At 39.7% G+C, this 23,907-nt stretch carries 20 protein-coding genes; 11 read left to right on the forward strand and 9 right to left on the reverse strand.

Annotated features, from left to right (window positions below):
• Positions 1 to 33 precede the first annotated feature (33 nt).
• From rutC to rutD, 4 genes are all read right to left on the reverse strand, one after another.
• The gene (gene rutC, locus KVY11_RS10285; RefSeq protein WP_218288857.1) at positions 34 to 417 is read right to left on the reverse strand and encodes a pyrimidine utilization protein C; all 384 of its coding nucleotides are present in this window, start codon (positions 415 to 417) and stop codon (positions 34 to 36) included.
• Positions 418 to 447: 30 nt separating this feature from the next.
• Positions 448 to 1,197, reverse strand: a complete 750-nt coding sequence (gene rutB, locus KVY11_RS10290; RefSeq protein WP_218288858.1) for a pyrimidine utilization protein B — start codon at positions 1,195 to 1,197, stop codon at positions 448 to 450.
• The gene (gene rutA / locus KVY11_RS10295; protein ID WP_218288859.1) at positions 1,194 to 2,306 is read right to left on the reverse strand and encodes a pyrimidine utilization protein A; all 1,113 of its coding nucleotides are present in this window, start codon (positions 2,304 to 2,306) and stop codon (positions 1,194 to 1,196) included. Before rutA ends, rutB begins: the two co-directional genes overlap by 4 nt.
• Positions 2,307 to 2,652: 346 nt before the next feature.
• A complete protein-coding gene (gene rutD / locus KVY11_RS10300) occupies positions 2,653 to 3,456 on the reverse strand; it encodes a pyrimidine utilization protein D (protein ID WP_218288860.1) in 804 nt (267 codons plus the stop codon).
• 391 nt (positions 3,457 to 3,847) lie between these two features.
• On the opposite strand from rutD, the gene KVY11_RS10305 reads away from it, so the two are divergent.
• The 11 genes from KVY11_RS10305 (at position 3,848) to KVY11_RS10355 (ending at position 15,960) form a co-directional block, all read left to right on the forward strand.
• Positions 3,848 to 4,165 (forward strand): helix-turn-helix transcriptional regulator, encoded by a 318-nt coding sequence (locus tag KVY11_RS10305; protein WP_004693230.1) that lies wholly within the window; start codon positions 3,848 to 3,850, stop codon positions 4,163 to 4,165.
• A gap of 100 nt (positions 4,166 to 4,265) precedes the next feature.
• A complete protein-coding gene (locus KVY11_RS10310; protein WP_218288861.1) occupies positions 4,266 to 5,999 on the forward strand; it encodes a SulP family inorganic anion transporter in 1,734 nt (577 codons plus the stop codon).
• Positions 6,000 to 6,232: 233 nt separating this feature from the next.
• On the forward strand, positions 6,233 to 7,426 hold the full coding sequence (sstT, locus tag KVY11_RS10315; RefSeq protein WP_004979798.1) for a serine/threonine transporter SstT: 1,194 nt from the start codon (positions 6,233 to 6,235) through the stop codon (positions 7,424 to 7,426).
• Positions 7,427 to 7,465: 39 nt separating this feature from the next.
• Positions 7,466 to 8,134, forward strand: coding sequence for a YoaK family protein (locus KVY11_RS10320; protein ID WP_004693233.1), 669 nt, complete (start codon positions 7,466 to 7,468; stop codon positions 8,132 to 8,134).
• Positions 8,135 to 8,154: 20 nt separating this feature from the next.
• Positions 8,155 to 8,691, forward strand: coding sequence for a DUF2058 domain-containing protein (locus KVY11_RS10325; protein ID WP_004693234.1), 537 nt, complete (start codon positions 8,155 to 8,157; stop codon positions 8,689 to 8,691).
• Between the two features lie 263 nt (positions 8,692 to 8,954).
• A complete protein-coding gene (locus tag KVY11_RS10330) occupies positions 8,955 to 10,193 on the forward strand; it encodes a mechanosensitive ion channel family protein (protein WP_078389085.1) in 1,239 nt (412 codons plus the stop codon).
• Between the two features lie 195 nt (positions 10,194 to 10,388).
• Positions 10,389 to 10,655: a hypothetical protein gene (locus KVY11_RS10335; RefSeq protein ID WP_039889627.1), complete on the forward strand. Its 267-nt coding sequence runs from the start codon at positions 10,389 to 10,391 to the stop codon at positions 10,653 to 10,655.
• Positions 10,656 to 10,893: 238 nt separating this feature from the next.
• Positions 10,894 to 12,744 (forward strand): ABC transporter ATP-binding protein, encoded by a 1,851-nt coding sequence (locus KVY11_RS10340; protein WP_168159609.1) that lies wholly within the window; start codon positions 10,894 to 10,896, stop codon positions 12,742 to 12,744.
• A gap of 303 nt (positions 12,745 to 13,047) precedes the next feature.
• The gene (locus tag KVY11_RS10345; RefSeq protein WP_218288862.1) at positions 13,048 to 14,076 is read left to right on the forward strand and encodes an AraC family transcriptional regulator; all 1,029 of its coding nucleotides are present in this window, start codon (positions 13,048 to 13,050) and stop codon (positions 14,074 to 14,076) included.
• Between the two features lie 71 nt (positions 14,077 to 14,147).
• Positions 14,148 to 14,522 carry a glycine cleavage system protein GcvH gene (gene gcvH, locus KVY11_RS10350; RefSeq protein WP_004693240.1) on the forward strand — a complete coding sequence of 125 codons (375 nt, stop codon included), beginning with the start codon at positions 14,148 to 14,150 and terminating at the stop codon, positions 14,520 to 14,522.
• A gap of 259 nt (positions 14,523 to 14,781) precedes the next feature.
• Positions 14,782 to 15,960: an MFS transporter gene (locus KVY11_RS10355; protein ID WP_218288863.1), complete on the forward strand. Its 1,179-nt coding sequence runs from the start codon at positions 14,782 to 14,784 to the stop codon at positions 15,958 to 15,960.
• A 47-nt stretch (positions 15,961 to 16,007) separates the two neighbouring features.
• Here KVY11_RS10355 and KVY11_RS10360 read toward each other — a convergent pair whose 3' ends face one another.
• The 5 genes from KVY11_RS10360 to KVY11_RS10380 form a co-directional block, all read right to left on the reverse strand.
• Positions 16,008 to 17,201 carry a PilT/PilU family type 4a pilus ATPase gene (locus KVY11_RS10360; protein WP_218288864.1) on the reverse strand — a complete coding sequence of 398 codons (1,194 nt, stop codon included), beginning with the start codon at positions 17,199 to 17,201 and terminating at the stop codon, positions 16,008 to 16,010.
• A 238-nt stretch (positions 17,202 to 17,439) separates the two neighbouring features.
• Positions 17,440 to 18,501, reverse strand: coding sequence for a 3-deoxy-7-phosphoheptulonate synthase (locus KVY11_RS10365; RefSeq protein ID WP_218288865.1), 1,062 nt, complete (start codon positions 18,499 to 18,501; stop codon positions 17,440 to 17,442).
• Between the two features lie 484 nt (positions 18,502 to 18,985).
• Positions 18,986 to 21,085, reverse strand: a complete 2,100-nt coding sequence (locus tag KVY11_RS10370) for an EAL domain-containing protein (RefSeq protein ID WP_218288866.1) — start codon at positions 21,083 to 21,085, stop codon at positions 18,986 to 18,988.
• 474 nt (positions 21,086 to 21,559) lie between these two features.
• A complete protein-coding gene (locus KVY11_RS10375) occupies positions 21,560 to 22,729 on the reverse strand; it encodes an acyl-CoA desaturase (RefSeq protein WP_218288867.1) in 1,170 nt (389 codons plus the stop codon).
• A gap of 12 nt (positions 22,730 to 22,741) precedes the next feature.
• Positions 22,742 to 23,770: a flavin reductase family protein gene (locus tag KVY11_RS10380; protein WP_218288868.1), complete on the reverse strand. Its 1,029-nt coding sequence runs from the start codon at positions 23,768 to 23,770 to the stop codon at positions 22,742 to 22,744.
• Positions 23,771 to 23,907 lie beyond the last annotated feature (137 nt).

The following is a 23,907-nucleotide window of genomic DNA, read 5'->3' on the forward strand; positions in this document are numbered from 1 at the left end:
GTATATCAGGGCATTAAAATTTGATTATTCCATTTAAGCCACATGTGCAACCGAAGCGATTTCAACCAAAGCATCTGGCTTGACCAGTCCAGTCTGTACACAATAGCGCGCAGGTTTATCGCCTGGAAAATACTCGGCATATACAGCATTAATCACGCCATAATCAGCCCAATCTTTCACAAAGACATGATTAAAAGTGACGTCATCCATTGTGCCACCTGCGGTTGCAAGGACTCGCTTAATGGTTTCTAAAATATGTCGAGTCTGTGCTGCAGCATCACCAACGTGAACAACGTTGTTGTGTTCATCAAAGGCCAAGGTGCCTGATACATAAACGATATTGTCAGCCTTAGTTGCAGGTACAAATGGTGCAAGTGGTTTCGCTGTGCCTTCAGGCACAATAATTTCTTTAGGCATGAGATTTCCTCTATTTTTCGTATGTATGACTTATGCTGTTTTTGCCAGTGTTTGACTGCTTGAAGTTTGAAAGGTGTTCACAAAACTTTGTGTATCAGACACCCAACCAAAAAAGGTTTTGATGTTATAGAGACTTGCTTCTTGCACCTCGATAGGCCCAGCTTGATAGCACGCATCCTTAAGAGCGACCCCAAAATACTCCAAGAAAAAACCATCCCTTAAAGTCGACTCGACACAGACATTGGTCGCAATACCAACAAAGACTAAATTTCGGATTCCTCGCACCCGCAACATACTGTCCAGCGCAGTATTAAAGAATCCACTATAGCGAGGCTTTTCTATGACTAAATCTTGTGGTTCAGGCTTGAGTGCATCAATCAACTCAAAATCCCAACCACCTTTTGCCAGTAGCTTTCCCTGCAGCTCTGGATTTTTGCGCATGGTTTTTAAAGCATTCGACTTATGGAAGTTTGGTGAATCACTCCCTCCTGCTTCACGGTACTGATCATCCCAACCATTTTTAAAGTAAATCACCTGAATGCCAGCTGCATGTGCAGCAATAATGGCTTTTTGAATGTTTTCAACCACAGGTTTGGTTTTAGATACATCAAACCCAGCCAAGTCCAAATAACCACCTTCTGAGGTATAGGCATTTTGCATATCAATCACAATCAATGCCGTGTGTTCAGGTGCTAAGGCAATATGTTCAGGTTCTGCTTTTAATGTTTTTGCGTGCAGACTTTGTTTAGTAAATTCTGCACAGACTATAGATTCATTCATGCGCTTTTCTCCAAAACAACGCGTGGCACATCCACTTCAACCACAATATGTTCACGGCATTTCATCAAAGGTTGTATACGCTGACCAAAGTCTTCGACCCCTTGAACAAAATCATCAAAGGTAAGCAAAATACCTTCAGTCCCCTGAATTTCACCAATTTCATCTAACATGTGTGCAACATGTTCAAAAGAACCGACTAACGTTCCCATATTGATATTCACAGGCGAAACCGAAGAGGCCATTTGGCGAATATTGGTATCTGTTCCAGATTTGGTATCTTTACCACCTTGGTTCATCAGCCAATTAATCGCCTCCATATCCGCACCAGCGTTATATGTTTGCCATTTCGCATGCGCCTCTTCATCTGTTTCCGCAGCAATCACCATAAACAACACATAGGTTTGCACGTCACGCCCTGTTTTATCGGTTTGCTGTTTTAAACGCTCATTGATCTCTGCATAGGCTGTCGGTGTATTCAGCCCTTTACCGAAAACAAAGTTGTAATCGGCATATTTGGCAGAAAACTCAAGCCCTGTATCAGACTGACCCGCACAAATAATTTTCATATCCGCTTGTGGGCGTGGACTCACACGGCAGTCCTGCATGGTAAAATGCTCTCCTTTAAAATCTGTACGACCTGTCGCCCAGAGTTCACGCAAAATTTCTACATATTCAGAAAGATATTCATAGCGCTGTGCAAAATATTCATCTCCTGGCCACATCCCCATTTGCGTATATTCGGGTGCTTGCCAGCCTGTCACGACATTTAAACCAAAACGACCATTTGAAATGGAATCAATGGTTGACGCCATTCGTGCCACAATTGCAGGCGGCATCACCAACGTCGCTGCTGTTGCATAGATTTGGATTTTACTGGTCACCGCAGCGAGCCCAGCCATCAAGGTAAATGTTTCTAGGTTATGATCCCAAAACTCTGTTTTCCCGCCAAAGCCACGCAGTTTGATCATCGACAAAGCAAAATCAAAACCATAATGCTCAGCACGTTGAACAATTTTTTTATTTAGTTCAAATGAAGGCATGTACTGTGGCGCGGTTTCCGAAAGCAGCCAGCCATTATTTCCAATCGGGCAAAATACACCTATTTTCATCTCGTTCATCCTCTACACTTATTTCATTATTTGCAGAACATCAAAGGCTTAATACAGCAAGACTTTTAACCTTTAGTTTGATAAAAATATATTTGCACAAGCCATGCCAACTATTATTTATTATTATTTTTCAGCATATTAAATACTTTTAATTAATTTTATTTTTTACCAAAAAGTAAAATTAGTTTTTATTTTATGCACTATCTCTGTGAGGAGTGATCAATGATTGTGCGGCAAATGATCCAAACTAGAGTTTTTATATTTTTAGCCCAAATAAAAAAAAGGTGTATAGATTTAAAAACCTATACACCTTCACTTTATAAAGCCAAATTAAACAATCGATAATCTAAACTAAACATTCCTGCACAGTTAAAAAAGCCAACATTTCCTTATTCATCATTACTGTTTCGGTTACAGTCGCTGCATGAGCACCCTGCTTTAAAAGAGTTAACTGTGCATGGGAGAATAGCTGTTTTAAGCTCTGTGAGCGTTGGTAAGGCACAAGGAAATCATCTTGGTTCGCAATCAAATGCATCGGTATATTCTGCAAAGCGGCTCGTATCTCCTCGCTCAGTTCAAAGTTCATTAAAGCACTTAGCCGTCGCAATACATTTTCATGCGGTGGAAAGTTTTGAATTTGCAACTGTTCTTGTTTTTGAATACTTTCTATATTTGCTGAAATCCAAGCTGGTGGATATAAAAACAAGGCCTGTGCTTTGACATAAGCCTCAGTGCCTGCACATGTTAAAAGGTTAATTCGGGTTTCAAAGCATTTATAGGTATGTGCATCTAACGTGTCCCAACCATTTAAGATCGTGATTGACAACATCTGATACTCGGTCGATTGGCATAAGGATGCCAACTCCGCACCAATAAAACCACCTAGTGCATGACCGATAAAATGAAAGCGTTGAATATGTTGTTGCTTTAAAATCAGCAAAAGCTGCTGCCCCAAATCGCGTATGCAATAATCTGGTTTTAATAATTTACTGTTTTCATGGCAACCTTCTTGATCGTAAGTTAGGACATGAAATTGGGTTTGTAGGTCTTGAATTTGTGGCTGCCAAAACTGCGCATGTCCACCTAAACCCGACGACAAAACCACATAATCAGCATCTTCTATATGGGATGGAAAAATTTGTACATTCATCTCAAAGTTTACTTTTTGGTCAAAAATATTATCTAGCAATAATTATGCCTTTTAATAAATGTTTGTATTTTTTAAATTTATAATGATATTTTTAAAAAACTCTGTAATTAAGATTTTAATAGTATCTATATGATAAAATATTCAAAGCTTATTATAAATAATCATAAAGAATGAGTTTTTGATTTAAAAAATTGACTTAAATTATATAAATATCGAGAACTTAAGTGACATTTTGAATAACTAATTTTGATGTAAATATTCAGTATATATAACTTTAGCTAATATTTTATTTCACTAAAAGCCATGCATATTGGACTTGAAAAGACAGCATTATGAACGGCTTGGTTTTATACTAAGCGTACAGTTGTTTTGTTTTATGAGTAGGTTTTAAATGAACACAGGACTTGAAATAACGTCTATGCGTGACTCTGCTGAAGTTGTTGTGAGTATTTTAAAATCTCTAGCCAATACTGATCGTTTATTAATTTTGTGTCATTTGTCGCAACAAGAACTTAATGTTTCTCAAATTGAAGAAATTACCGACATCAAACAACCGACTCTTTCTCAACAATTAATGATGCTACGTAAAAGTGATGTGGTAAATACGCGCCGTGATGGTAAACAAATTTATTACTCCATTAAAGATGAACGCATGATTGAAGTTTTAAATACTTTGTATAGCTTGTACTGCCCAAAACCACGTCTCTAAACCAATCACTGCTATATTTTCTGTGCTATGAAAACGAATGCTAAGACTTCTTAGCATTTTTTATGCATAATATATCTAAATTTGTGATTTAGATTTTTTTATGTCTGATTGGAATCGTCGTCTAAGCCATTATCTACCTGCATGGCAATGGCTCAAGCACTATGACACGCCTACGTTTAAGTCAGATTTACTTGCATCTTTTATCGTCATTGCCATGTTGGTTCCTCAAGGCATGGCCTATGCCATGTTGGCAGGTTTACCACCAATCACTGGGCTATATGCCAGCATTATCCCAATGATTCTTTATGCCATCGTTGGTGGCAGTCCGACGCTTTCTATTGGCCCTGTTGCCATCATTTCGATGATGACCTTTGCGACTTTGAACTCGATGTTTGAAGTTGGTTCACCTGTTTATATACAAGCGGCATGTTTATTAGCCATGATGGTCGGTATCATTTCCCTGCTGTTGGGTTTATTTCGCTTTGGTTTCCTCATCCAACTGATTAGCCACCCCGTCATCCAAAGTTTCATCATTGCGTCTGCTTTGCTGATTGCGTTAGGTCAGTTGAAGTTTATTGTCGATCTGCCTTTAAAAGCCAATAATATCCCCGAGTTTGTGGTAAGTGTTTGGCAATACATCAGTTTAACTCACATAGGTACGCTGCTGTTTGGACTGTGTGCAATCGCATTTTTAATTTATGTACCAAAGCTGCTGAATACTAATGCCTTGAAAGGTTGGTTCGGATCGACCGTATTACTTTCGCGTACTATTCCTTTATTTTTAGTGGTTGCCTCAATTGCCTTGGTCTATTTTTTCCAACTGCAAACGCTTGGAATTAAAACGGTCGGAATCATTCCATCTGGTATGCCTCCACTCGATATGCCGTATTGGAACTGGACTTTAGTTCTGCAACTTTTGCCAGGTGCAACCATGATCGCGATGATCAGTTTTGTTGAATCACTTTCCATTGCTCAAGCCACTGCTTTACAAAACCGAAGCCAACTCAACAGCAACCAAGAACTTATCGCTTTGGGGCTAGCCAATATCAGTGCAGGTTTCAGTTCGGCCTTTCCTGTAACAGGCAGCCTTTCTCGTACTGTCGTTAATGCAGATGCAGGCGCTCAGACCCCTATGGCGGGTGTGCTCTCTTCGCTGCTGATTATTGTAGTGAGCTTATACTTTACAGGTTTCTTTCAGGACCTTCCTTTAGCCATTTTGGCTGCAACGATTATCGTCTCCATATGGAAACTTGTGGACTTTAAACCCTTCATCGAAGCATGGAAGTATTCCAAAGCAGATGGTATCGCGATGTGGATTACCTTTTTTGGTGTTGTCTGTATCGATATTTCAACCGGCCTGATCATTGGCATGATCTCAACCTTTATTTTGTTGCTTTGGCGGATTAGCCGGCCACATATTGCTGTGATTGGCTTGGTCGAGGGGACGCAACATTTTCGCAATGTTGAACGACATCAAGTCCAAACAACGGCACAAGTGCTATCGATGCGTATAGATGAAAGCCTAACCTTCTTAAATGCCAATATATTGAAAGGCGAGCTGATCAATGCTGTGAGCCAACAACCTGAGTTAGCTCATGTCGTGATTAATTGTTCCAGTGTGAGTAGTATCGACTTGAGTGCTCTAGAAATGCTGGAAGATATTAATCTAGAATTGGCCAAGCAAAACATTCAACTGCATTTGTCCGAAGTTAAAGGCCCTGTGATGGATCGACTGCAAAGCTCAAAACTATTGAAAAATTTGAGTGGGAATGTCTTTTTAACTCACTATCAAGCCATTCAGACCCTTTCACCTCAGCTGCTTAAAACTTCATAAGAGACCGAATGTCTGCTTGCACTTTTTCTATTTAGTGAGAAATATCAAGCAGGCATTTATGATAAAAATCCGTTAAATATGTCATTTTAATGAATTAAAATGAATAATAAAAACTGGAATTACAATAACTTAATTTTTATATCTAAATATTTTTCAGTCAGTTAGCAAATTAGGTATAAAATGGCGCACTTAAAATCCGTATTTTGTCCTCGTAATTTCAACAAGGCGCCTCTATGTTTTCTGTTTTAGCGCGAATGAGTCTAGTTACTCGAATTATTATTGCCATTATTTTGGGTATTGGTGTAGCCCTTGTTTTCCCAGGCGTTGCACCTTATTTGAGCCTGCTAGGCGACTTATTTATTAAAGCGTTAAAATCTGTCGCGCCTGTACTTGTATTTGTCTTGGTTCTTGCTTCTATTGCAAATTTTAAAGTAGGTCATAGTGCGAATTTACGTCCTATCATCATCATGTATGCCGTGGGTATGCTACTGGCTGCTTTTTCAGCAGTTGCTGTCAGCATCGCTTTCCCAAGTACTTTGTTCTTAAACTTACCTGCGAATACTGACTTACAACCCCCAAGTAGCTTGATTGAAATCTTTAAGAACCTACTGCTGAGCTTTATTGCTAACCCTGTAACTGCCATTAGTGAAGCAAACTTCATTGGTATTTTAGCGTGGGCTGTGGCCTTGGGTGCTGCATTCCGTCATGCCAAAGACTCAACCAAAGACTTACTCAATGATACTGCACACGCAGTAAATAGCGTGATTCGTTTGGTGATTAACTTTGCGCCTATCGGTATTTTCGGTCTAGTGGCGGTAACCTTTGCAGAAACAGGTTTAAGCACATTAGCAAGCTATGCACACTTATTGGCGGTCTTACTCGGCACAATGGCTTTCGTTGCCTTAGTCATCAACCCGCTTATGGTTGCTGTGGTAACACGTAGCAATCCATATCCTTTGGTATTTCAGTGTTTACGTGAAAGTGGTATCACTGCTTTCTTCACGCGAAGTTCTGCTGCGAACATTCCTGTGAACTTAGATCTTGCAAAACGTTTGGGTGTTGCTGAATCTACAGCGAGTGTAGCCATTCCACTCGGTGCGACCATTAACATGGCCGGCGCCTCAGTGACTATTACCGTGCTTACACTGGCAGCAGTCAATACACTAGGTCTTAATGTTGACTTTACCACCATGATGATTTTATCTGTGCTTGCAACAGTTTCAGCTTGTGGTGCTTCTGGTGTCGCAGGTGGTTCTTTGCTGTTGATCCCTGTTGCGTGTGGACTGTTTGGTATTTCATCTGATATTTCAATGCAAGTGGTTGCAATTGGTATGGTGATTAGCGTACTACAAGACTCTACTGAAACCGCGTTGAACTCATCAACTGACGTATTATTTACTGCAGCAGTTGACCGCGCTTCAAAATAATATATTGTACAATCAGTATATTATTTCTTTTTTGAAGTTATGCCATTTCAACACTTACCACTTTGGATTCAACTGGGGGCATTCTTTCTTGCAGTCAATGCAGGAATGATTAATGTCTTAGGACTGGTGACTGTTTTACACCAGTCTGTTTCCCATATGACTGGTAATGTAAGTGTTTTGGCGATGTCACTTGTACATTGGCAACCCGAAAGCATTTTATATTTGCTATTAGTAACTGTCTGCTATGTCATCGGTTCATTTTATAGCGGTGTAATTCTGGGAAATAGTCACTTTCGATTGGGACGCCGCTATGGCGTGCCACTCACGTTAGTGGCTTTTTTTATTTTTCTGTGTTGGTTCTTTCTGCCTTATTTTCCACGCTATGCTTTACTCTGGGCCTGCGTCGCAATGGGTGTGCAAAATGCCATGGTGAGCCATTATAAAGGCACCATCATTCGCACTACACATTTATCGGGTGTTCTTACCGACCTCGGTTTAGCGCTTGGTTATCGAGTGCGCGGACTCGTGGTTGAGCGTCGGCGCGTAGTTTTACATCTTTTGATTTTAAGTGGCTTTTTGATCGGTGGACTCTGTGCAAGTTGGATGTATCCCTATTTAAAACTCAATTCTTTTTTAGTTCCAACAGCATTAAGCTTGATCCTTAGTGTTGTATATTGGATCATTTACTTTCGTTATCGTCGTTTTTAAACGCAGTTGTGGAATTCGCTATGGTAAAAAATGCATTACAGGCTCAGTTACTCAAAGCCGGTTTAGTTGACAACAAAAAGGCCAAAAAACTTTCTAAACAAGCAGTGCATGAGCAAAAAACAGGTCAAAGCAGTGAAGCTGAGATCAAGGCAAAAATTGCACAAGACAAACAGCAGAAACAGGCCAAAGATCAGGCTATTGAACTTGAGAAGAAAGCGATATTGCAAGAAAAAGAGCTCAAAGCGACGATCATTCAAATGATCACGCAGCATAAAATTCGGGATACCGATGGTGACGTGGCCTATCAGTTTATTGACGATGGCAAAATCAAAAAACAATATATCAATCAACAAATTTATAATGCCTTGGTTGCTGGTAGCCTCGTGATTGCACGTGATCATGAAAGTTATGCCTTCTTACCTAAAGCTTTAGCTGATCGTATTAATGCCAAACTTGAAGGCTTTATTATCGTAAATACCTCAGAGAAAAATGAAGCAGTCACCGATGAGGAAGATCCATACGCTGCGTACGTGATCCCTGATGATCTCATGTGGTAATTATTGAGCCATCAGAAGCTTCCATATTGGAAGCTTCTTTTTTCCTAATTCATTATAAAACTAATTTACCATTCTACTAACCTGACATATCCCAACCATCAACTAGCTATATTTCACGACATCCAAATAATGACTGAAAGTCGAATCTAAGAGAGTAAATAAACAAGTCGTTGATAACATGTATAAACTTAGTGACACAATTTGCTTAATTCGTATAGCTGATTACACTATTTGCAGTGTTTTAATCAAAAGAAGATCGCATTTTGGATAATTTTCATTTTATACAGAGTTTAAAAGACTGGTCAGACCAGTATCCTTGGATCGAAATGCTGACAGGATTCTGCATACTCATTCTAGTGGCTATACTGGCGTATATTATTGCCAAGCATGTTGTCGTTCGTGGTATTCGGCATCTCATCACTAAGCTAAAATTTGCCAATCACGACATCATGTCACAGCATAGTGTGATTCGTCGAATTGCGAACATTGTCCCAGCAATCGTCATTATGAATGGTATCGTTACCGTTCCTCACCTATCTGCGAAAATGGTCACCTTTGTCCAAATGGCGGCACAGGCCTTTATTTTCTTAACCATTGCGCTCGCGATTGGTGAATTACTGAATATATTCAATTTGGTTTATCAACGTAATCCAAAGTCTAGAAATAAGCCTATCAAAGGCTATCTACAGCTGATCAAACTCATTATTTTCATCGTTTGTGGCTTGATGATCTTAGGGACTTTCCTGAAAAAAGATGTCTTCACCTTGCTGGCGGGCTTCGGTGCTATGGCGGCAGTGCTGATGTTGGTCTTCCAAAACACCATTTTGTCTTTGGTGGCTTCTGTTCAGATTTCATCCTACGACATGGTTCGCATTGGAGATTGGATTGAAATGCCATCTCTGAATGCAGACGGTGATGTCATTGATATGTCATTACATACCATCACTGTACAGAACTTTGATAAAACCTTTACCACGATCCCAACCAACAAATTGGTCACAGATACTTTTAAAAACTGGCGGGGTATGTCACAGGCAGGCGTACGTCGTATCAAACGCTCACTTTATATTGACCAAAGTAGCGTTCACTTTATGTCTGAAGCAGAGCAAAGTAAACTTAAAGAGTTTTTATTATTAGACCAATATTTGGATCACAAAAGCACAGAGCTGGTTGAGTTTAATCAAAAACTGAGCAATACATCTCCTTGTAATCAGCGACGTTTAACCAATATCGGGACCTTCCGTGCGTATGTTGAGTTATACCTCAATCAGCATCCAAACATTTCAAAACACCAATCTTTAATCGTACGTCAGTTACAACCGACTGAAAAAGGCTTGCCACTGGAAATTTATGCATTTAGCAATCAAATTGCATGGAAAGATTATGAAGCGATTCAGTCGGATATTTTCGATCATTTAATTGCCATTCTTCCCGAATTTGGTCTCAAAATTTACCAAGCTCCATCGGGATATGACATGCAAATCGCACTATCAAACCCGTAATTTTTTTCACTTTGGTATGCTAAAACTGCTCCAGTTTTGGCATACCAAGGTCTTAAAAACGCAGAATAAGCGTTTTAATATACGTTCTAAATTACCAACTCTAGAATAAAAATTATAAAAATACATAACATTAGTTTTTCAACAACTGTGTTATTTACGTTGTGTATTATGTAAGTTGATTATGTGATTATTTACATGAAATATACCGCAATATCACAATATCAACCTTTTCTCTTCATTAAATTAGCCACTCCTTTTCACTTTGTAAGACTTTCTAAAATGAATACTTTAAATAAATCTTTATGTGCTGCCCTTTTAGCTGTAGCAGCGACATCTTCTTTTGCGGCAGAAACTCAAGTTGTAGAAACCACTCAAGCTGCTGTTGCAACTGAAAATGCAGCACCTGCTTCAGAAGCTGCTGCATCTGATGCGGTTGCGACATCAGAAGCTCAAGCAAACTAATGCTTTAAGCATCTTGGGGGATTCATTTGGTTGGATTCCCTTTTATCACTCTTCTCTATATCAGACTTTTATATCTATTCATCTACATTTCTTGCCATCAATACTGCTACAACATCGTTTAGTCTCTCGCAATTTACACAGACCACTGAGGTCTTTTCATGCTAAAATTTTCAAACTCTGCTTATTTATAAAACAAGTCATTACCTCATAAATGACTTATTTTTAGAAGGTTTTATTCATGTTCAAATGGTTTGAAAAACGTGTTGATCCCTATCCAGAAGAAGGTTTAAACCAACCTTTACCGACCACGTTCTTTCCGTTTGTATGGCAGGCCGCTAAAGGTGTACGTGGCTATTTACTGATTTTGATTTTATTCACGGCTGGTGCTGCCAGCTTTGAAGCCTTGTTTTATGCCAAAATTGGTGACTTAGTAAACTGGCTCAGTAAAAGCCAGCCAGAAACATTTTTAGCAGAACATGGTTCAAATTTAGTCCTGTTATTCTGTATTTTATTGGCCAATATTTTATTTGCCAGTTTACAGTCGATTATTAAACATCAAATATTATTTAGCACTTTTCCCATGCGTCTGCGCTGGCGCTTTCATAATTTACTGTTGAAGCAAAGTCTCGACTTTTTTCATAATGATTTTGCAGGACGCCTCTCCGCAAAAGTCATGCAAACCGCACTGGCGATACGTGAGTTCTGGGTTATTTTGGGTGACATGTTGGCTTATGTGTTGATTTATTTTGTCACGGTCAATCTGGTACTTGCCGCTATCTCCCCGCTCCTAATATTACCTTTACTGGTCTGGTTAGCTTTGTTTATCTGCGCAGCGTATTACTTCATCCCACGTTTGAGCAAAGTTTCAAATGAACAGGCCGATGCCCGAGCTGTGATGACTGGCCGTGTTACCGATGCCTATACCAATATTCAAACAGTGAAGCTTTTTGCCCATGCAGGACGTGAAAGCTTATATGCCAAAGCCTCGATGCAAGAGTTCATGGTCACCGTTTATAAACAAATGCGTTTAGGTGCTAAGTATGAAATCAGCATCCTGTTTTTAAACATAGTGCTTTATGCAGGTGTATTGGGCACTGCAGTTTGGCTATGGATGAATGGGCGAGTTGAACTCGGTGTTATTGCTGCTGCAACGGCTATGATTTTAAAACTGAGCAGTATTGCTGAATTTATCATGTGGCAAACCTCAGCACTTTTTGAAAGTGTCGGCACCATTCAAGACGGCATGAAAACTTTAGGTCGTTCGATCACGATTCAAGACAAACCTGATGCCAAAGACCTTGAGGTTAAACAAGGCGTGATTGAATTTAAAGACGTAACTTTTGCGTATAACAGTAAAAATGTCATCGACAATTTAAACCTACGCATCCAAGCTGGTGAAAAAATTGGGATCGTGGGTCGCTCTGGTGCGGGGAAATCGACACTGATTCAACTATTGCTGCATTTTTATCAATTGAAACAGGGTGAAATTTTAATTGATGGACAAAATATCGAAGATGTCACCCAAGACAGTTTACGTCGTAATATTGCCTTAGTGACTCAAGACACTTCCCTGCTACACCGTAGTGTTGCAGAAAATATTAAATATGGCCGTCCAAATGCCAGTGATGAAGAAATGTATGCAGCGGTACGTAAAGCCAAAGCCGAAGAGTTTATTCCTCAGCTGACTGACTTACGTGGTAAATCAGGTTATGAGGCTTATGTTGGTGAACGTGGAGTGAAACTTTCAGGTGGCCAACGCCAGCGTATTGCTATTGCTCGTGTGTTCTTGAAAGATGCGCCAATCCTAATTTTAGATGAAGCCACCAGTGCCCTAGACTCAGAAGTTGAAGCTGCAATTCAATCTAGCCTTGATGACTTAATGCAAGATAAAACGGTGATTGCGATTGCTCATCGTCTTTCAACCATTGCTCAAATGGATCGTTTGATCGTACTTGATGAAGGTCGTATTGCAGAACAAGGGACACATGAAGAACTGATTCAAAAAAATGGTATCTATGCCCACCTTTGGCAGCGTCAAACAGGTGGATTTTTAACGGAACAACATCCGATTAAAAAGAAAGAAGCCTAATTTTACTTTCCATTTTCAGCACGCTTAGATCATTATCATCAATGATTTTGGTGTGCTGATTTTAAAAAGATTTTACATAATTTTTAGCATCATTTGCTGAGCCTTTATTTTTATCGAGAGTCTTATATTTTTGCTCAGAAATTTATGATATTTATAATATCGTTCCACTAAATCAGAAATGAAAAGGATACTGAATTGCTATAGGCTCGGAGCATATTGTCCAACAATATGCTCCATGAATTTGAAATATTCATGCCAATATAACTTCAGTCAGAAAAGAAAGAAAAATGCAATGGATCGCGCATGAAAACAGTTTCACTTCGCCAAGATCAAGGAATTCCTGGTGTTTATGGCTTATTGTTGTTAGATGTTGTGTCTCGTTGGGGTTATAACGCAGAGACCCTATTTTCCCCTTTTCAACTCACGAGTGAACAACTCTCAGAGCCTGACTTTCGCATACCCGTTCATACTGCCAATGAACTTGTGAAGTTGGCTAGCCGTCTCACTGGTGAGCCCACGCTTGGCTACCATCTAGGTACGCAAATGCGTATTTCAATTCATGGTTTCATTGGCTATGCCATTATGACAACTCATGATATTGGCGAAGCCTTGGTACTTGCTAACCGTTTTATTCAACTGCGCATGCCTTTTTTGCAGCTTTTCTTTTCCACCTTTGGCGAAAAAGCGACTTTACAATTACGCTGTGATGTCGATATAGAACCGTTGCGTACCGATATTGCGATCAGTATTATTTTTGGCATTGTTTCTATGAGTAAGGCGCTCACTGGCATTGAAAATCTGGCTGGGGAAATTGATTTCGATTTTCCAGAACCCGAAGGCTTTGATCGCTATCGTGCAAAGCTGCCTAACCATAGTGTTCGCTTTGATCAACCACATTTACTTTTGAGTTTTGATAAGCATTATCTCGGCTTTAAAATGGTCAATGCTGACCCACTTGCAAGCCAAATAGCCATTAATCAATGTGAAGCTGAACTCTCAGCCATGGGCGAACGCCGAAGATTATCGATGCGTGTTCGTGACATTTTAACGCGCTCAGAACAACACTATTTAAGCATCGAGCATGTGGCTGACCTCTTACACATGTCTGATCGCACACTGAAGCGCCAATTGGCTGCTGAAAGCACGTCTTTTTCAACCATTGTGGATGAAGTGCGTTACCGTCATGCCACGTCACTTTTGTCACGTACAGACTATAGCTTAGAGCAAATCGCGGATGAACTGGGATATAGTGATGTGGCAAATTTCAGCCGAGCATTTAAGCGTTGGAGTGGACGTAGCCCGAGTAATTGGCGTAAAGATCCGTATTTATAGATCTTTTGTTTTGATAGAAAAGCATGTATAAATCATGCGAAAAATGATTTTTGTATTTTAAGGAGTTATTCATGAATCATCCTTCAGAATTGAAGTATGCGAGTACACATGAATGGGTGCGTATTGAAGGTGATCTTGTTGTAACTGGTATTTCAGACCATGCACAGGATGCTTTAGGTGATTTAGTCTATGTTGAAACACCAGAAGTTGGTCAACAAATCACTGCTGGTGAACAAGCGGGTGTGGTTGAATCTGTAAAAACAGCTTCTGATATTCATGCACCAGTTTCTGGCACCGTGGTAGAAATCAATGCCAATCTGGAAGATGATCCTGACTTCGTCAATGATGACCCCTACGGCAAAGGTTGGATTTATAAAATCAAACCAGACAATATCGCAGATGTAGAACAACTCCTTTCAAGCACAGCCTATGAAGCGGGTCTATAAGTTTAGTATTCATATTTACGACTCAAAAAATCAGTCTGCGGACTGATTTTTTACAACAATTCTCTTATTTTAATAAATTAACTCTATATTCATATATTAATTTCGATTAAATACCTGCATTTATCACTATAATCATACTTTTCACGTGCATTATCTTATAATTTGATTGTTTCAATTTCATAGCCGTAACCTAGCTTCTGCATAAAATAATAACAACAGTTTACGTCCTATAGCCTCATCTTCGAGCCAAGGGTTCTGCATGTCTGCTCTCAATACATCATCACTATGGAATAAGTCTTTTATTCTTTGCTTAGCGAACAATCTGTTTTTGTTCATCTTTTATTTTGCACAGACCTCAATCCTCCCAATCTATATTTTGAATGATTTGGGTGGAAACCTTGCACAAGCAGGCTTGGCTATGACCTTGTTCATGGCATCGTCTATCGCAGTTCGCCCTTTTAGCGGACTCATTATTGAAAAATTTGGCAGTAAGAAAACGCTTTTTATCGCGGAAGCCCTATTTTGTTTGTTTTCCTTGGCTTATTTGTTTGCTGATAATTTACACCTGTTGTTACTGATTCGTTTTCTACATGGCATTTGGTTCAGTATAGTCACAACAGTTGCCGTACCTATTGTCAATGAGTTTATTCCAGAAAAACGTAAAGGCGAAGGTATGGGCTATTTTGTCATGTCCATTAATCTGGGGATTGTACTTGGGCCATTCCTCGGTTTAACCTTGATCCAGTCTGTATCCTATCCAATGGTCGCAGGGATTTTGGCGTTTAGTGTCTGTCTCGGTTTCTTGTTTTGCTTCTTTATCCCAATTCAGCAGACCACTCAAAAATTGACACCAGCCGTAAAACGCAAGCTCAGTATCCATGACTTTATTGAAACCAAAGCCTTGAATATTTCAATTATGGGCATGATCGTTTCTTTTTCCTATGCAAGTATCATGTCGTTCATTTCAACTTATGCAGAGTCTAAACATCTGCTGAACTATGCGAGCCTATTTTTTATCGTCTTTGCAATTTCTATGATGAGTCTACGCCCAATTACAGGCAAAATTTATGATCGTCGCGGAGCGAGCTATGTGATTTACCCAGCGATTATATTATTTAGCTTAGGGCTTGTGATTCTCAGTCAGATTCAATCTTTGACGGGTTTATTGGTTGCGGCAGTATGCGTTGGCATGGGCTTTGGTTCTGCACAGCCTTGTCTACAAACTTTAGCTATTCAAGGTGCGGAAAAGCATCGGATTGGCCATGCGACCTCCACGTTCTTTACCATGTATGACTTAGGTATTGCACTTGGCTCTATATTGTTGGGCATACTCATTTCTAAGCAAGGTTATAGCTTTACCTATTTATTCTGTGCACTGACAACCCTTTTAAGTTTATTGTTCTATGCCGTTATCGCGAATAGAAAGAAAACCGTTTAAAACATCAGTCCGTATGCGCATAGCAATGAACATACGGACTCAGAAAATTAGGCGTCGGCCTTCTCTTCTTCAGCGTCTTTGGCTTTTTCAGTAATCGCTTGATCAAAAGACAAAGCACTATTTGAGCTTAACTGCGGGTTGGCACGACTACTCTTTAACTTAATCTGTAGACGCAATTCATTGACCGAGTCTGCATTTCGTAGCGCCTCTTCATAAGCGATTGCACCTTGATTGTATAAATCAAACAAAGCCTGATCAAAAGTCTGCATGCCTAACTCTCGTGACTTCGACATCACTTCCTTGAGTTCGTGGAAATTCCCTTTAAGTATCAAATCTGACATCAACGGCGTGTTGAGCATGATTTCCACTGCTGCTCGGCGGCCACGCCCATCTTCAGTCCGCACTAGACGCTGGGAAATAATCGCCTTCATATTAGAAGATAAGTCCATCAAAAGTTGATTGCGACGTTCGTCTGGGAAAAAGTTAATAATTCGATCTAAAGCCTGATTTGCATTATTGGCATGCAGTGTCCCTAGACATAAATGACCTGTTTCTGCAAAAGCTATGGCATGCTCCATAGTCTCCGTGTCACGAATCTCACCAATTAAAATGACATCGGGCGCTTGGCGCAAAGTATTTTTCAAAGCATTGTGCCAAGAGTGACAGTCCACACCCACTTCTCGATGAGTAATCATCGATTTCTTATGTTTATGTACATACTCCACAGGATCTTCAACCGTAATAATGTGCCCTGCCGAGTTTTCATTTCGATGATCAATCATGGCTGCCAAAGACGTCGATTTACCCGACCCTGTACCACCGACAACGAGGACCAAACCACGTTTTTCCATAATTACGTCTTTTAAAGACGTTGGAAGTTGTAACTTAGTGAAGTTAGGAATTTCCGCAGTAATCGTACGAATCACCATACCTACATGCAGTTGCTGCTGAAAAACATTGACGCGAAAACGCGAAACATTGGGAACGCTAATTGCAAAATTACACTCAAGCTCGGTTTCGAACTCTAATCGTTGCTTCTCATTCATTAAACTATAAGCAAAGAGTTTGGTCTGATCAGATGGCAAGTTTTGTTGACCCAGTGGCTTCATGAGGCCCTGATGCTTAATACTTGGGGGAAAGTCTGCAGATATAAATAAGTCTGAACCACCATACTCAACCACTTTGCTGAGCATGTGAAACATCATCCGACGGGCTTCTTCTAAAAGTTCTGCAGAATACATAGTGTTCTCTAAAAATTAGTGCAAATAGCTGACTTTAAAAAGCATTTCTTTTATTCAAAATACAATTTTTTATCGTGTTCTTTCAGGCTTCTGATTTTGCATAAGTTTATGCTCTAGCTCAACCTAATTTATCGTTTGATAAATAACTTTTAGCTTATTTTTCAATTTATTATCTTCATTTATTGAACTGGATCACAAAAAAAGACCTTTCATTGGAAGGTCTTTTTGGTTGCGTTGATTAAGCACTCCGTTGAACGGCATGGCTGCATAATGTGTCGGCAACCTCTAAGAGTACTTGCTCAGTTTTTTCCCAGCCTAAACAGCCATCGGTAACAGACTGACCATAGACCATGTCATCTGAAATTTTCTGGTTACCATCAACCAAGTGACTCTCAAGCATGACACCACACACATTGCTTTGCGTGCGTTCCGCAACAATGCTACGTAATACATCAGGTTGATTGAGTGGATTTTTACTACTGTTCCCATGACTACAGTCAATCACCAACGCGGGCAATTCACCTTTGACTTTATCTTGCATATGACGAATATCTGCTAAAGCATAGTTAGGCCCTGAGTTTGCACCACGTAAAATCAAGTGCGGCTTCGGATTTCCTTGGGACTGAAGCATACATGCCATGCCTTGCTGCCCAATTCCCATGAACTGGTGAGGGTTTGATGCAGACTGAATCGCATCCAGGGCAATTTGAATTGAACCATCTGTGCCATTTTTGAAACCAATGCTGAATGGCATATGACTCGAAATTTCACGATGAATCTGCGACTCGCTGGTACGCGCACCAATAGCTCCCCATGCCAACAGATCGTCGAAATAAGCAGTCGCCATTGGACTTAAAATTTCTGTAGCAATCGGCAGACCCATTTCAATAATCGCTAAATACAATGCTCGAGACTGCTCTAATCCCAACTGCATATTGGAAGATCCATCGAGTAGAGGGTCGTATAAAAAACCTTTCCAACCCACTGTAGTCCGTGGTTTTTCAATATAAGCACGCATTACAAAGAAAATCTGATCTGAAACTTTGGTTTGTAATTGTTTTAACTTTTCAGCGTATTCTAAAACCGCAATAGGGTCATGAATGGAACATGGGCCAGTAATGACCATTAAACGATGGTCTTTGCCTTCTAATATATTTCGAATGGTTTGACGCTGTTCAGCAATTTGTAGTTTTAATGGCGCTGAAAGTGGTAACTGCATTTTGAGTTGCTGCGGCAAACTTAAAAGTGTTTCTTGAACTGTCGTTTGAGTACTTTGTAGTGCAGTATTTAGAGCATTCATTGGTTTGTATCCTTTGGACTGTGTTCTTCAGTCCGATCTTTTATTTGAGCGTTATGGGTCTAATGGATTGCTGGGCTAAAGTCATAAATTGACTAAAGTAAAACCAATAAAAGTTGCTAAAGTATGAATAATTAGTTGTTTTCATGAAGTACTCCAAAATTTATTAAAACAGCAGATATAAAAAAACCTGACCAGGGTTGCCGATCAGGTATTAACTAGGTGGGCAACCTTTTGATGCCCGAACGCATTCAGGCAATTATCTAAATTGCCAAAAGTAATAATTTGCGTTAGAGATTACAGGTTGCTTTAACATTTTTATATCTTCAAAAAATATGTTATCTGAAATTTAAAATACGCTGATTTTTTTGCTTTGACAACACTTTTTTATGCAAAAATTCTGTTCTATCACATTTAAGCCACTGCCTTAGCCTTTAATTCAATGGCCTAATCATGTTTGAGTTCATGAGAACAGTCGCTATGAAGCCTAGTGTAGTTTTAGCAACTGCATTTCTGCCTGCTGAGCACAAACAGGTGGACTAAACAGATAACCTTGCCCAATATGACAGCCCATATCTCTTAACAGCTGCAATTGTGTTTCGGTTTCAATGCCTTCGGCAACGATATCCATTGATAAAATCGGGCCGAGTTTGGCTAACCCTTCGACAATGGCATAAATCGATTTATCATCACTTAAGCGTTGTACAAAAGAGCAGTCAACTTTAATAATATCAACAGGATAGTCGCGCAAATGAGTAAGAGAAGAATGCCCCGTACCAAAATCATCCAGCGCTATTCGGACACCATTTGCTTTGAGTTTTTTAAGGGCGCGAACCACATATTCATAGCCGCGTTCAGCCAAATGATATTCAGTAACCTCAATTTCAACAAATTTCGAGGGTATACGGTAGGCTTTGAGACGTTTTAAAAAGATCTCAGCAAAATTATCACGCATAAATTCAACAGGTGCTGCATTTATCGAAATAGGTACAATCTGTAAGCCTTTTGCGCGCCATTCAGTAATCTGCTTGAAAACCTGATGCTGCATAATCTCACCAATACGGCTGGATAACTCATAATCATTAAAAGCTGCTGCAATTCGTGCAGGGCTTTGAATGTTATTTTGATCATCACGCCAGCGTAATAGCGCTTCATAACCAATAATTCGTTCTGAATCTAAACACACTTTCGGTTGGAAGAACGCCTCTATTGCAACATTACGAATAATTTGGTGCGCACAATTCAGTTGTTCTGATTGTTCCCGTACTGCATTAAACATATCCTGATCAAACATGCGCATACCGCCACGGCCTTGTGCTTTAACATCATTAAGTGCTGTGTCGGCACATTTGAGTAACTCACTGAGGTCATTCGCATCATCTGGATATAGACCACATCCAATGCTCATGCCACCATTGATGTAATTACCCGAAAAAGTAATGGGAAACTCAAGTTGTTGCAAAATCTGCTGGGCAATCTGATTGAGTTCGCCTATATCCTGCACATGTGGAATAATCACCCCAAATTCATCCCCACCAAGGCGTGCCAAGAAAGCTCGCCCTTCTAGAATTTGTTTTAAACGTTTCGATAAAATCCTTAACAAGTGATCGCCTGCGGCATAACCCAGTGTGTCATTGATGGTTTTAAAGTGATCTAAGTCCATCAGCATGACGGCTAACTTCTGCTTTTTGTCACGTGCATTGTTATACAGTTTTCTGATTTTTTCTTTAAACGCACGTCGGTTATTTAAACCCGTTAACTCATCACGTTCACTGCCCTGTTTTAATTTTTGTTCGGCCAAATATTGCAGTGTGATATCACGTGATACACATAAAATGCTCTGGGTCTTTCCATTAATATCAAGTACAGGGGTTAGAACATTATCCCAATAATAAACTTTTCCGTCTGATAAACTCATGCCATTAAAATGAGAAATTTGGCCTTGGCTTGCACTATGCAATGCCTTTTTGGCTTTTTTACGCACCGCAAGAGGCAAAAGTTCGACCCAAGACATACCAAAGTCTTTAACATCCTCACTTCCCAACAACATGACACATGCCGACTTATTCATATGGGTGACCGTACTATCTGGTTCAACTACAATAATGCAGTCTACACTGGCATTTAACATATCCGAATGAGCACGTAATAGCGCTAAAGACTCGATATAAATTTTCATGCCCTGATGAATATCAGTGCAACTCAGTTGAAATCCAGCGGTAGAGCGATCCATTTCACCTTGGACTAAGAACCAATGATACTGGCCCTGATGATTACGAATCCGGCAGGTTTTTTCAAATGTAAGCTCAACAATTATCGGTTGATGCAAAAATTCATCTAATGCTGGCACATCTTCAGGATGAATATATTCAACTAAATTGAAGCTATCTGCGGATAAATCCATCCCCCCCACATACTGGCGTAAGGGTAAATTTAAATATTTGCAGACATCATTATGTATCCAAAAAAGCTGAGGAATAATATCAATCAGATTGTGGTCTTTTTTTAAAGTAGAACGCTTTCCTGCCTGTTGATCATAGGCAATATTTTTAGATTTAATTTTAGGCTGTGAATGGGTTCGAGACATAATAATTATCTGCAACTTAAACTCGCTGGTTTAGTCCATAACCAGACATATTGTTTAAAAAAGAAATCAAGCAAAGTCATGAAAAAACAGTGAAAACAAAAAAATAAATATAAATATAACGACAGTGCGTGATTACCATCACAGTATGCATCATATACAACTTATATAAGCGTATACCAATGAAAATTTGCAACTATTACACAATTCAGACAAATAACTGAGCGCGGCTTTCAATAGCACATGAGCATGCATTTAAGCAACATAACTAAGCCAAACAAATTTCAGTGAAAAACTAATAATAACAATACATTATTTTAAGTAAAGACCGATAATTCACATAATGATTAAGTTTATTCTATTTACATAAAGACGTTATTCATAGGAGCTTTACGCCCTACTTTTGTGCAAAAAAATCAGAAGCCTGATTGGTAAATATTATCCAATCAGGCTTCTGATTTAGTAGATAGTTGCAAGCTATGATTTAACGATTTTTTTCTTCAATAAACTCAAATTGTGTTTCAGAAAAGACTGTGTAGGGTCACTTTTTTCATAACATTCATTTGGCAGCGAGTATTTAGCCAACTTCACCCAAACAGATGAAAACTGTTTGATAAAGCTCGCTTCATTGTAATGAATTCCATACTCTGCACACAGTGCTTTAATTTTGGGTGCGACTTGTGCGTAGCGATTGGCTGGCATGTCCGGGAAAAGATGATGTTCGATTTGATGACTCAAGTTCCCGCTTAAGATATGCAAGGCCTGTGTCCCACTAAAATTACTTGAGCCTCGAATTTGGCGCAGATACCACTCGGCCCGTGTTTCATTGTCAATATTGTCCATTTCAAAGTTTTCAGCATCTTCGGTGAAGTGACCATTAAAAATCACCGCGGATGCCCATAAACTACGAATAACATTGGCTACCGCATTTCCTGCAAAAACTGGCAGTGCATTTGGCCCAGCAATGATTGGGAAAAAGACATAGTCCTTAATCACTTGGCGTTTCATTTTCTGTCTAAAATCATATGACTCTACCCAAACTTCACGCCAAGTTTTTGTTTTATAGGCCACCACATCCTCTATATGCAAATTTTGTATACCCACATACCACTCAAAAAACACCATCAATTGTGCAGCTAAAGGTAGATTCAACAAAAAGCGAGGTTCCCAGACCTGTGCATCGCTCACACGGACTAAGCCATAGCCGACATCATGGTCCATACCAACAATATTGGTGTAGGTATGGTGGATATAATTATGCGTATGTTTCCAATCGGGGCCTGTGGCCATAGTATCCCAGTCATAATTTGCCCCATTGAGACTCGGGTCATTTAACCAGTCAAACTGACCATGCATGACATTATGCCCAAGCTCCATATTTTCTACGATCTTAGATATCCCCAATAAACCAGTGCCCAAAAGCCACGCTGGAGGTAGCCATCCTGCAAACATGAGCATTGCACGTGCGCTTATTTCGCTATAACGCACAAAATTTCGGATTTTGTAAATATACTGAGCATCTTTTTCATTGAGATTTTCCATCACTTCACGACGGATTGCTTCAACTTTCGCACCAAACTCTTCGACTTGTGCAGGACTTAAATATTTGGATTTACTGCTTTCACTAAAATAAACGGGAAGATTCATATCTATACCTTCTTAAAGGTTGATCACAACAGGACTAACCGCCTGTGAAATGCATAATTTAATTTGTGTGTTATTGTTTTGATCAAGCTCGCCTGTGAGCAGATTCCGCACCACACCCTGAACTTTGGTACATGAACAAGTATTACAAATGCCCATACGACAGCCATGTGCGGGACGTAAACCCGCTTGTTCTGCACTGTCTAATAAATTGCTTTGAGCTTGAAACTGTTGCTGCGAACGTTTAAACGTGACCACTTGAGCGCTCTGGGTGTGATCGACAACAATTTGAAAATATTCGGTATGCAGATGGTCAACTAAGTCTAAAGCTTGATAAATTTCTGTCAGGCTTTGCATCATATTGGCAGCACCACAGGCATAGCATTCACGTTGTTCAAAACCTTCAATCTTTTGGCTAAGCAAGTCTTGGCTCAGATGTTGTTTATGGGTCCGTGTATTGACATGATGATATTTAAACTGCGGATAATGTTCGACCAGACTTTGCAGTTCTGCGTGAAAGGCATCATCCCGCGTAAAGTAAATTAAATCGATATTGGAAACTGTTTGTGGGCGTTTTAATGCAGCCTTAATCAATGCGTAAATTGCGGTAATACCACTTCCCGAGGCAATCATCAATGCAGAGTGAAGCTGACTTTTTAAAACAAATTCGCCTTGCGTTTTGGAAATTTCAACTATACTTTTTACAGGCTGTTGAGTGAGTACATTTGAGACTTTGCCCTGTTGTTTGACAGCAATCACAAGATTGCCATTTTCTAAAATCTCGACAATCGAATAGCTGCGCTGCCAACGTACACCAGCAATGAGTACTGTCACTAAGATACTTTGCCCAGCTTGATAGTCGGTTGCTTTAAAATGATGATTTGGCTGTAACTGCATGTACACGAAGTCATCTGACAAGTGATGCTTTGCAACAATCCGCGCTTTGGCTTTTTTCCATGCCCATAGCGGATTTACTTTTTCAGCCAGAAAATCGATGAAATCTTCACGTACCCATTCAGGACGGTATTCAACATGCTTTCCCATAGTCACCCTCTGCTTTAGTTTATTTTTATACAAGTGTGCATTATTGAGACATCAAGATAAGGTGAGAACCTATTTTCGACTATGTCATAAAAGGACAAAATCTAACAAATTGACATTTTTTATCATTTTTGTCTAAC

Origin of the sequence: Acinetobacter sp. CWB-G5 (assembly GCF_019209785.1) — a bacterium.
GTDB classification, from domain to species: Bacteria; Pseudomonadota; Gammaproteobacteria; order Pseudomonadales; family Moraxellaceae; genus Acinetobacter; species Acinetobacter johnsonii.

Coding starts and splice junctions, on each gene's coding strand:
- rutC (WP_218288857.1), bottom strand. CDS start 417: ATGCCTAAAGAAATTATTGTGCCTGAAGGCACAGCGAAACCACTTGCA.
- rutB (WP_218288858.1), bottom strand. CDS start 1,197: ATGAATGAATCTATAGTCTGTGCAGAATTTACTAAACAAAGTCTGCAC.
- rutA (WP_218288859.1), bottom strand. CDS start 2,306: ATGAAAATAGGTGTATTTTGCCCGATTGGAAATAATGGCTGGCTGCTT.
- rutD (WP_218288860.1), bottom strand. CDS start 3,456: ATGAATGTACAAATTTTTCCATCCCATATAGAAGATGCTGATTATGTG.
- KVY11_RS10305 (WP_004693230.1), top strand. CDS start 3,848: ATGAACACAGGACTTGAAATAACGTCTATGCGTGACTCTGCTGAAGTT.
- KVY11_RS10310 (WP_218288861.1), top strand. CDS start 4,266: ATGTCTGATTGGAATCGTCGTCTAAGCCATTATCTACCTGCATGGCAA.
- sstT (WP_004979798.1), top strand. CDS start 6,233: ATGTTTTCTGTTTTAGCGCGAATGAGTCTAGTTACTCGAATTATTATT.
- KVY11_RS10320 (WP_004693233.1), top strand. CDS start 7,466: ATGCCATTTCAACACTTACCACTTTGGATTCAACTGGGGGCATTCTTT.
- KVY11_RS10325 (WP_004693234.1), top strand. CDS start 8,155: ATGGTAAAAAATGCATTACAGGCTCAGTTACTCAAAGCCGGTTTAGTT.
- KVY11_RS10335 (WP_039889627.1), top strand. CDS start 10,389: ATGAAATATACCGCAATATCACAATATCAACCTTTTCTCTTCATTAAA.
- KVY11_RS10340 (WP_168159609.1), top strand. CDS start 10,894: ATGTTCAAATGGTTTGAAAAACGTGTTGATCCCTATCCAGAAGAAGGT.
- KVY11_RS10345 (WP_218288862.1), top strand. CDS start 13,048: ATGAAAACAGTTTCACTTCGCCAAGATCAAGGAATTCCTGGTGTTTAT.
- gcvH (WP_004693240.1), top strand. CDS start 14,148: ATGAATCATCCTTCAGAATTGAAGTATGCGAGTACACATGAATGGGTG.
- KVY11_RS10355 (WP_218288863.1), top strand. CDS start 14,782: ATGTCTGCTCTCAATACATCATCACTATGGAATAAGTCTTTTATTCTT.
- KVY11_RS10360 (WP_218288864.1), bottom strand. CDS start 17,201: ATGTATTCTGCAGAACTTTTAGAAGAAGCCCGTCGGATGATGTTTCAC.
- KVY11_RS10365 (WP_218288865.1), bottom strand. CDS start 18,501: ATGAATGCTCTAAATACTGCACTACAAAGTACTCAAACGACAGTTCAA.
- KVY11_RS10370 (WP_218288866.1), bottom strand. CDS start 21,085: ATGTCTCGAACCCATTCACAGCCTAAAATTAAATCTAAAAATATTGCC.
- KVY11_RS10375 (WP_218288867.1), bottom strand. CDS start 22,729: ATGAATCTTCCCGTTTATTTTAGTGAAAGCAGTAAATCCAAATATTTA.
- KVY11_RS10380 (WP_218288868.1), bottom strand. CDS start 23,770: ATGGGAAAGCATGTTGAATACCGTCCTGAATGGGTACGTGAAGATTTC.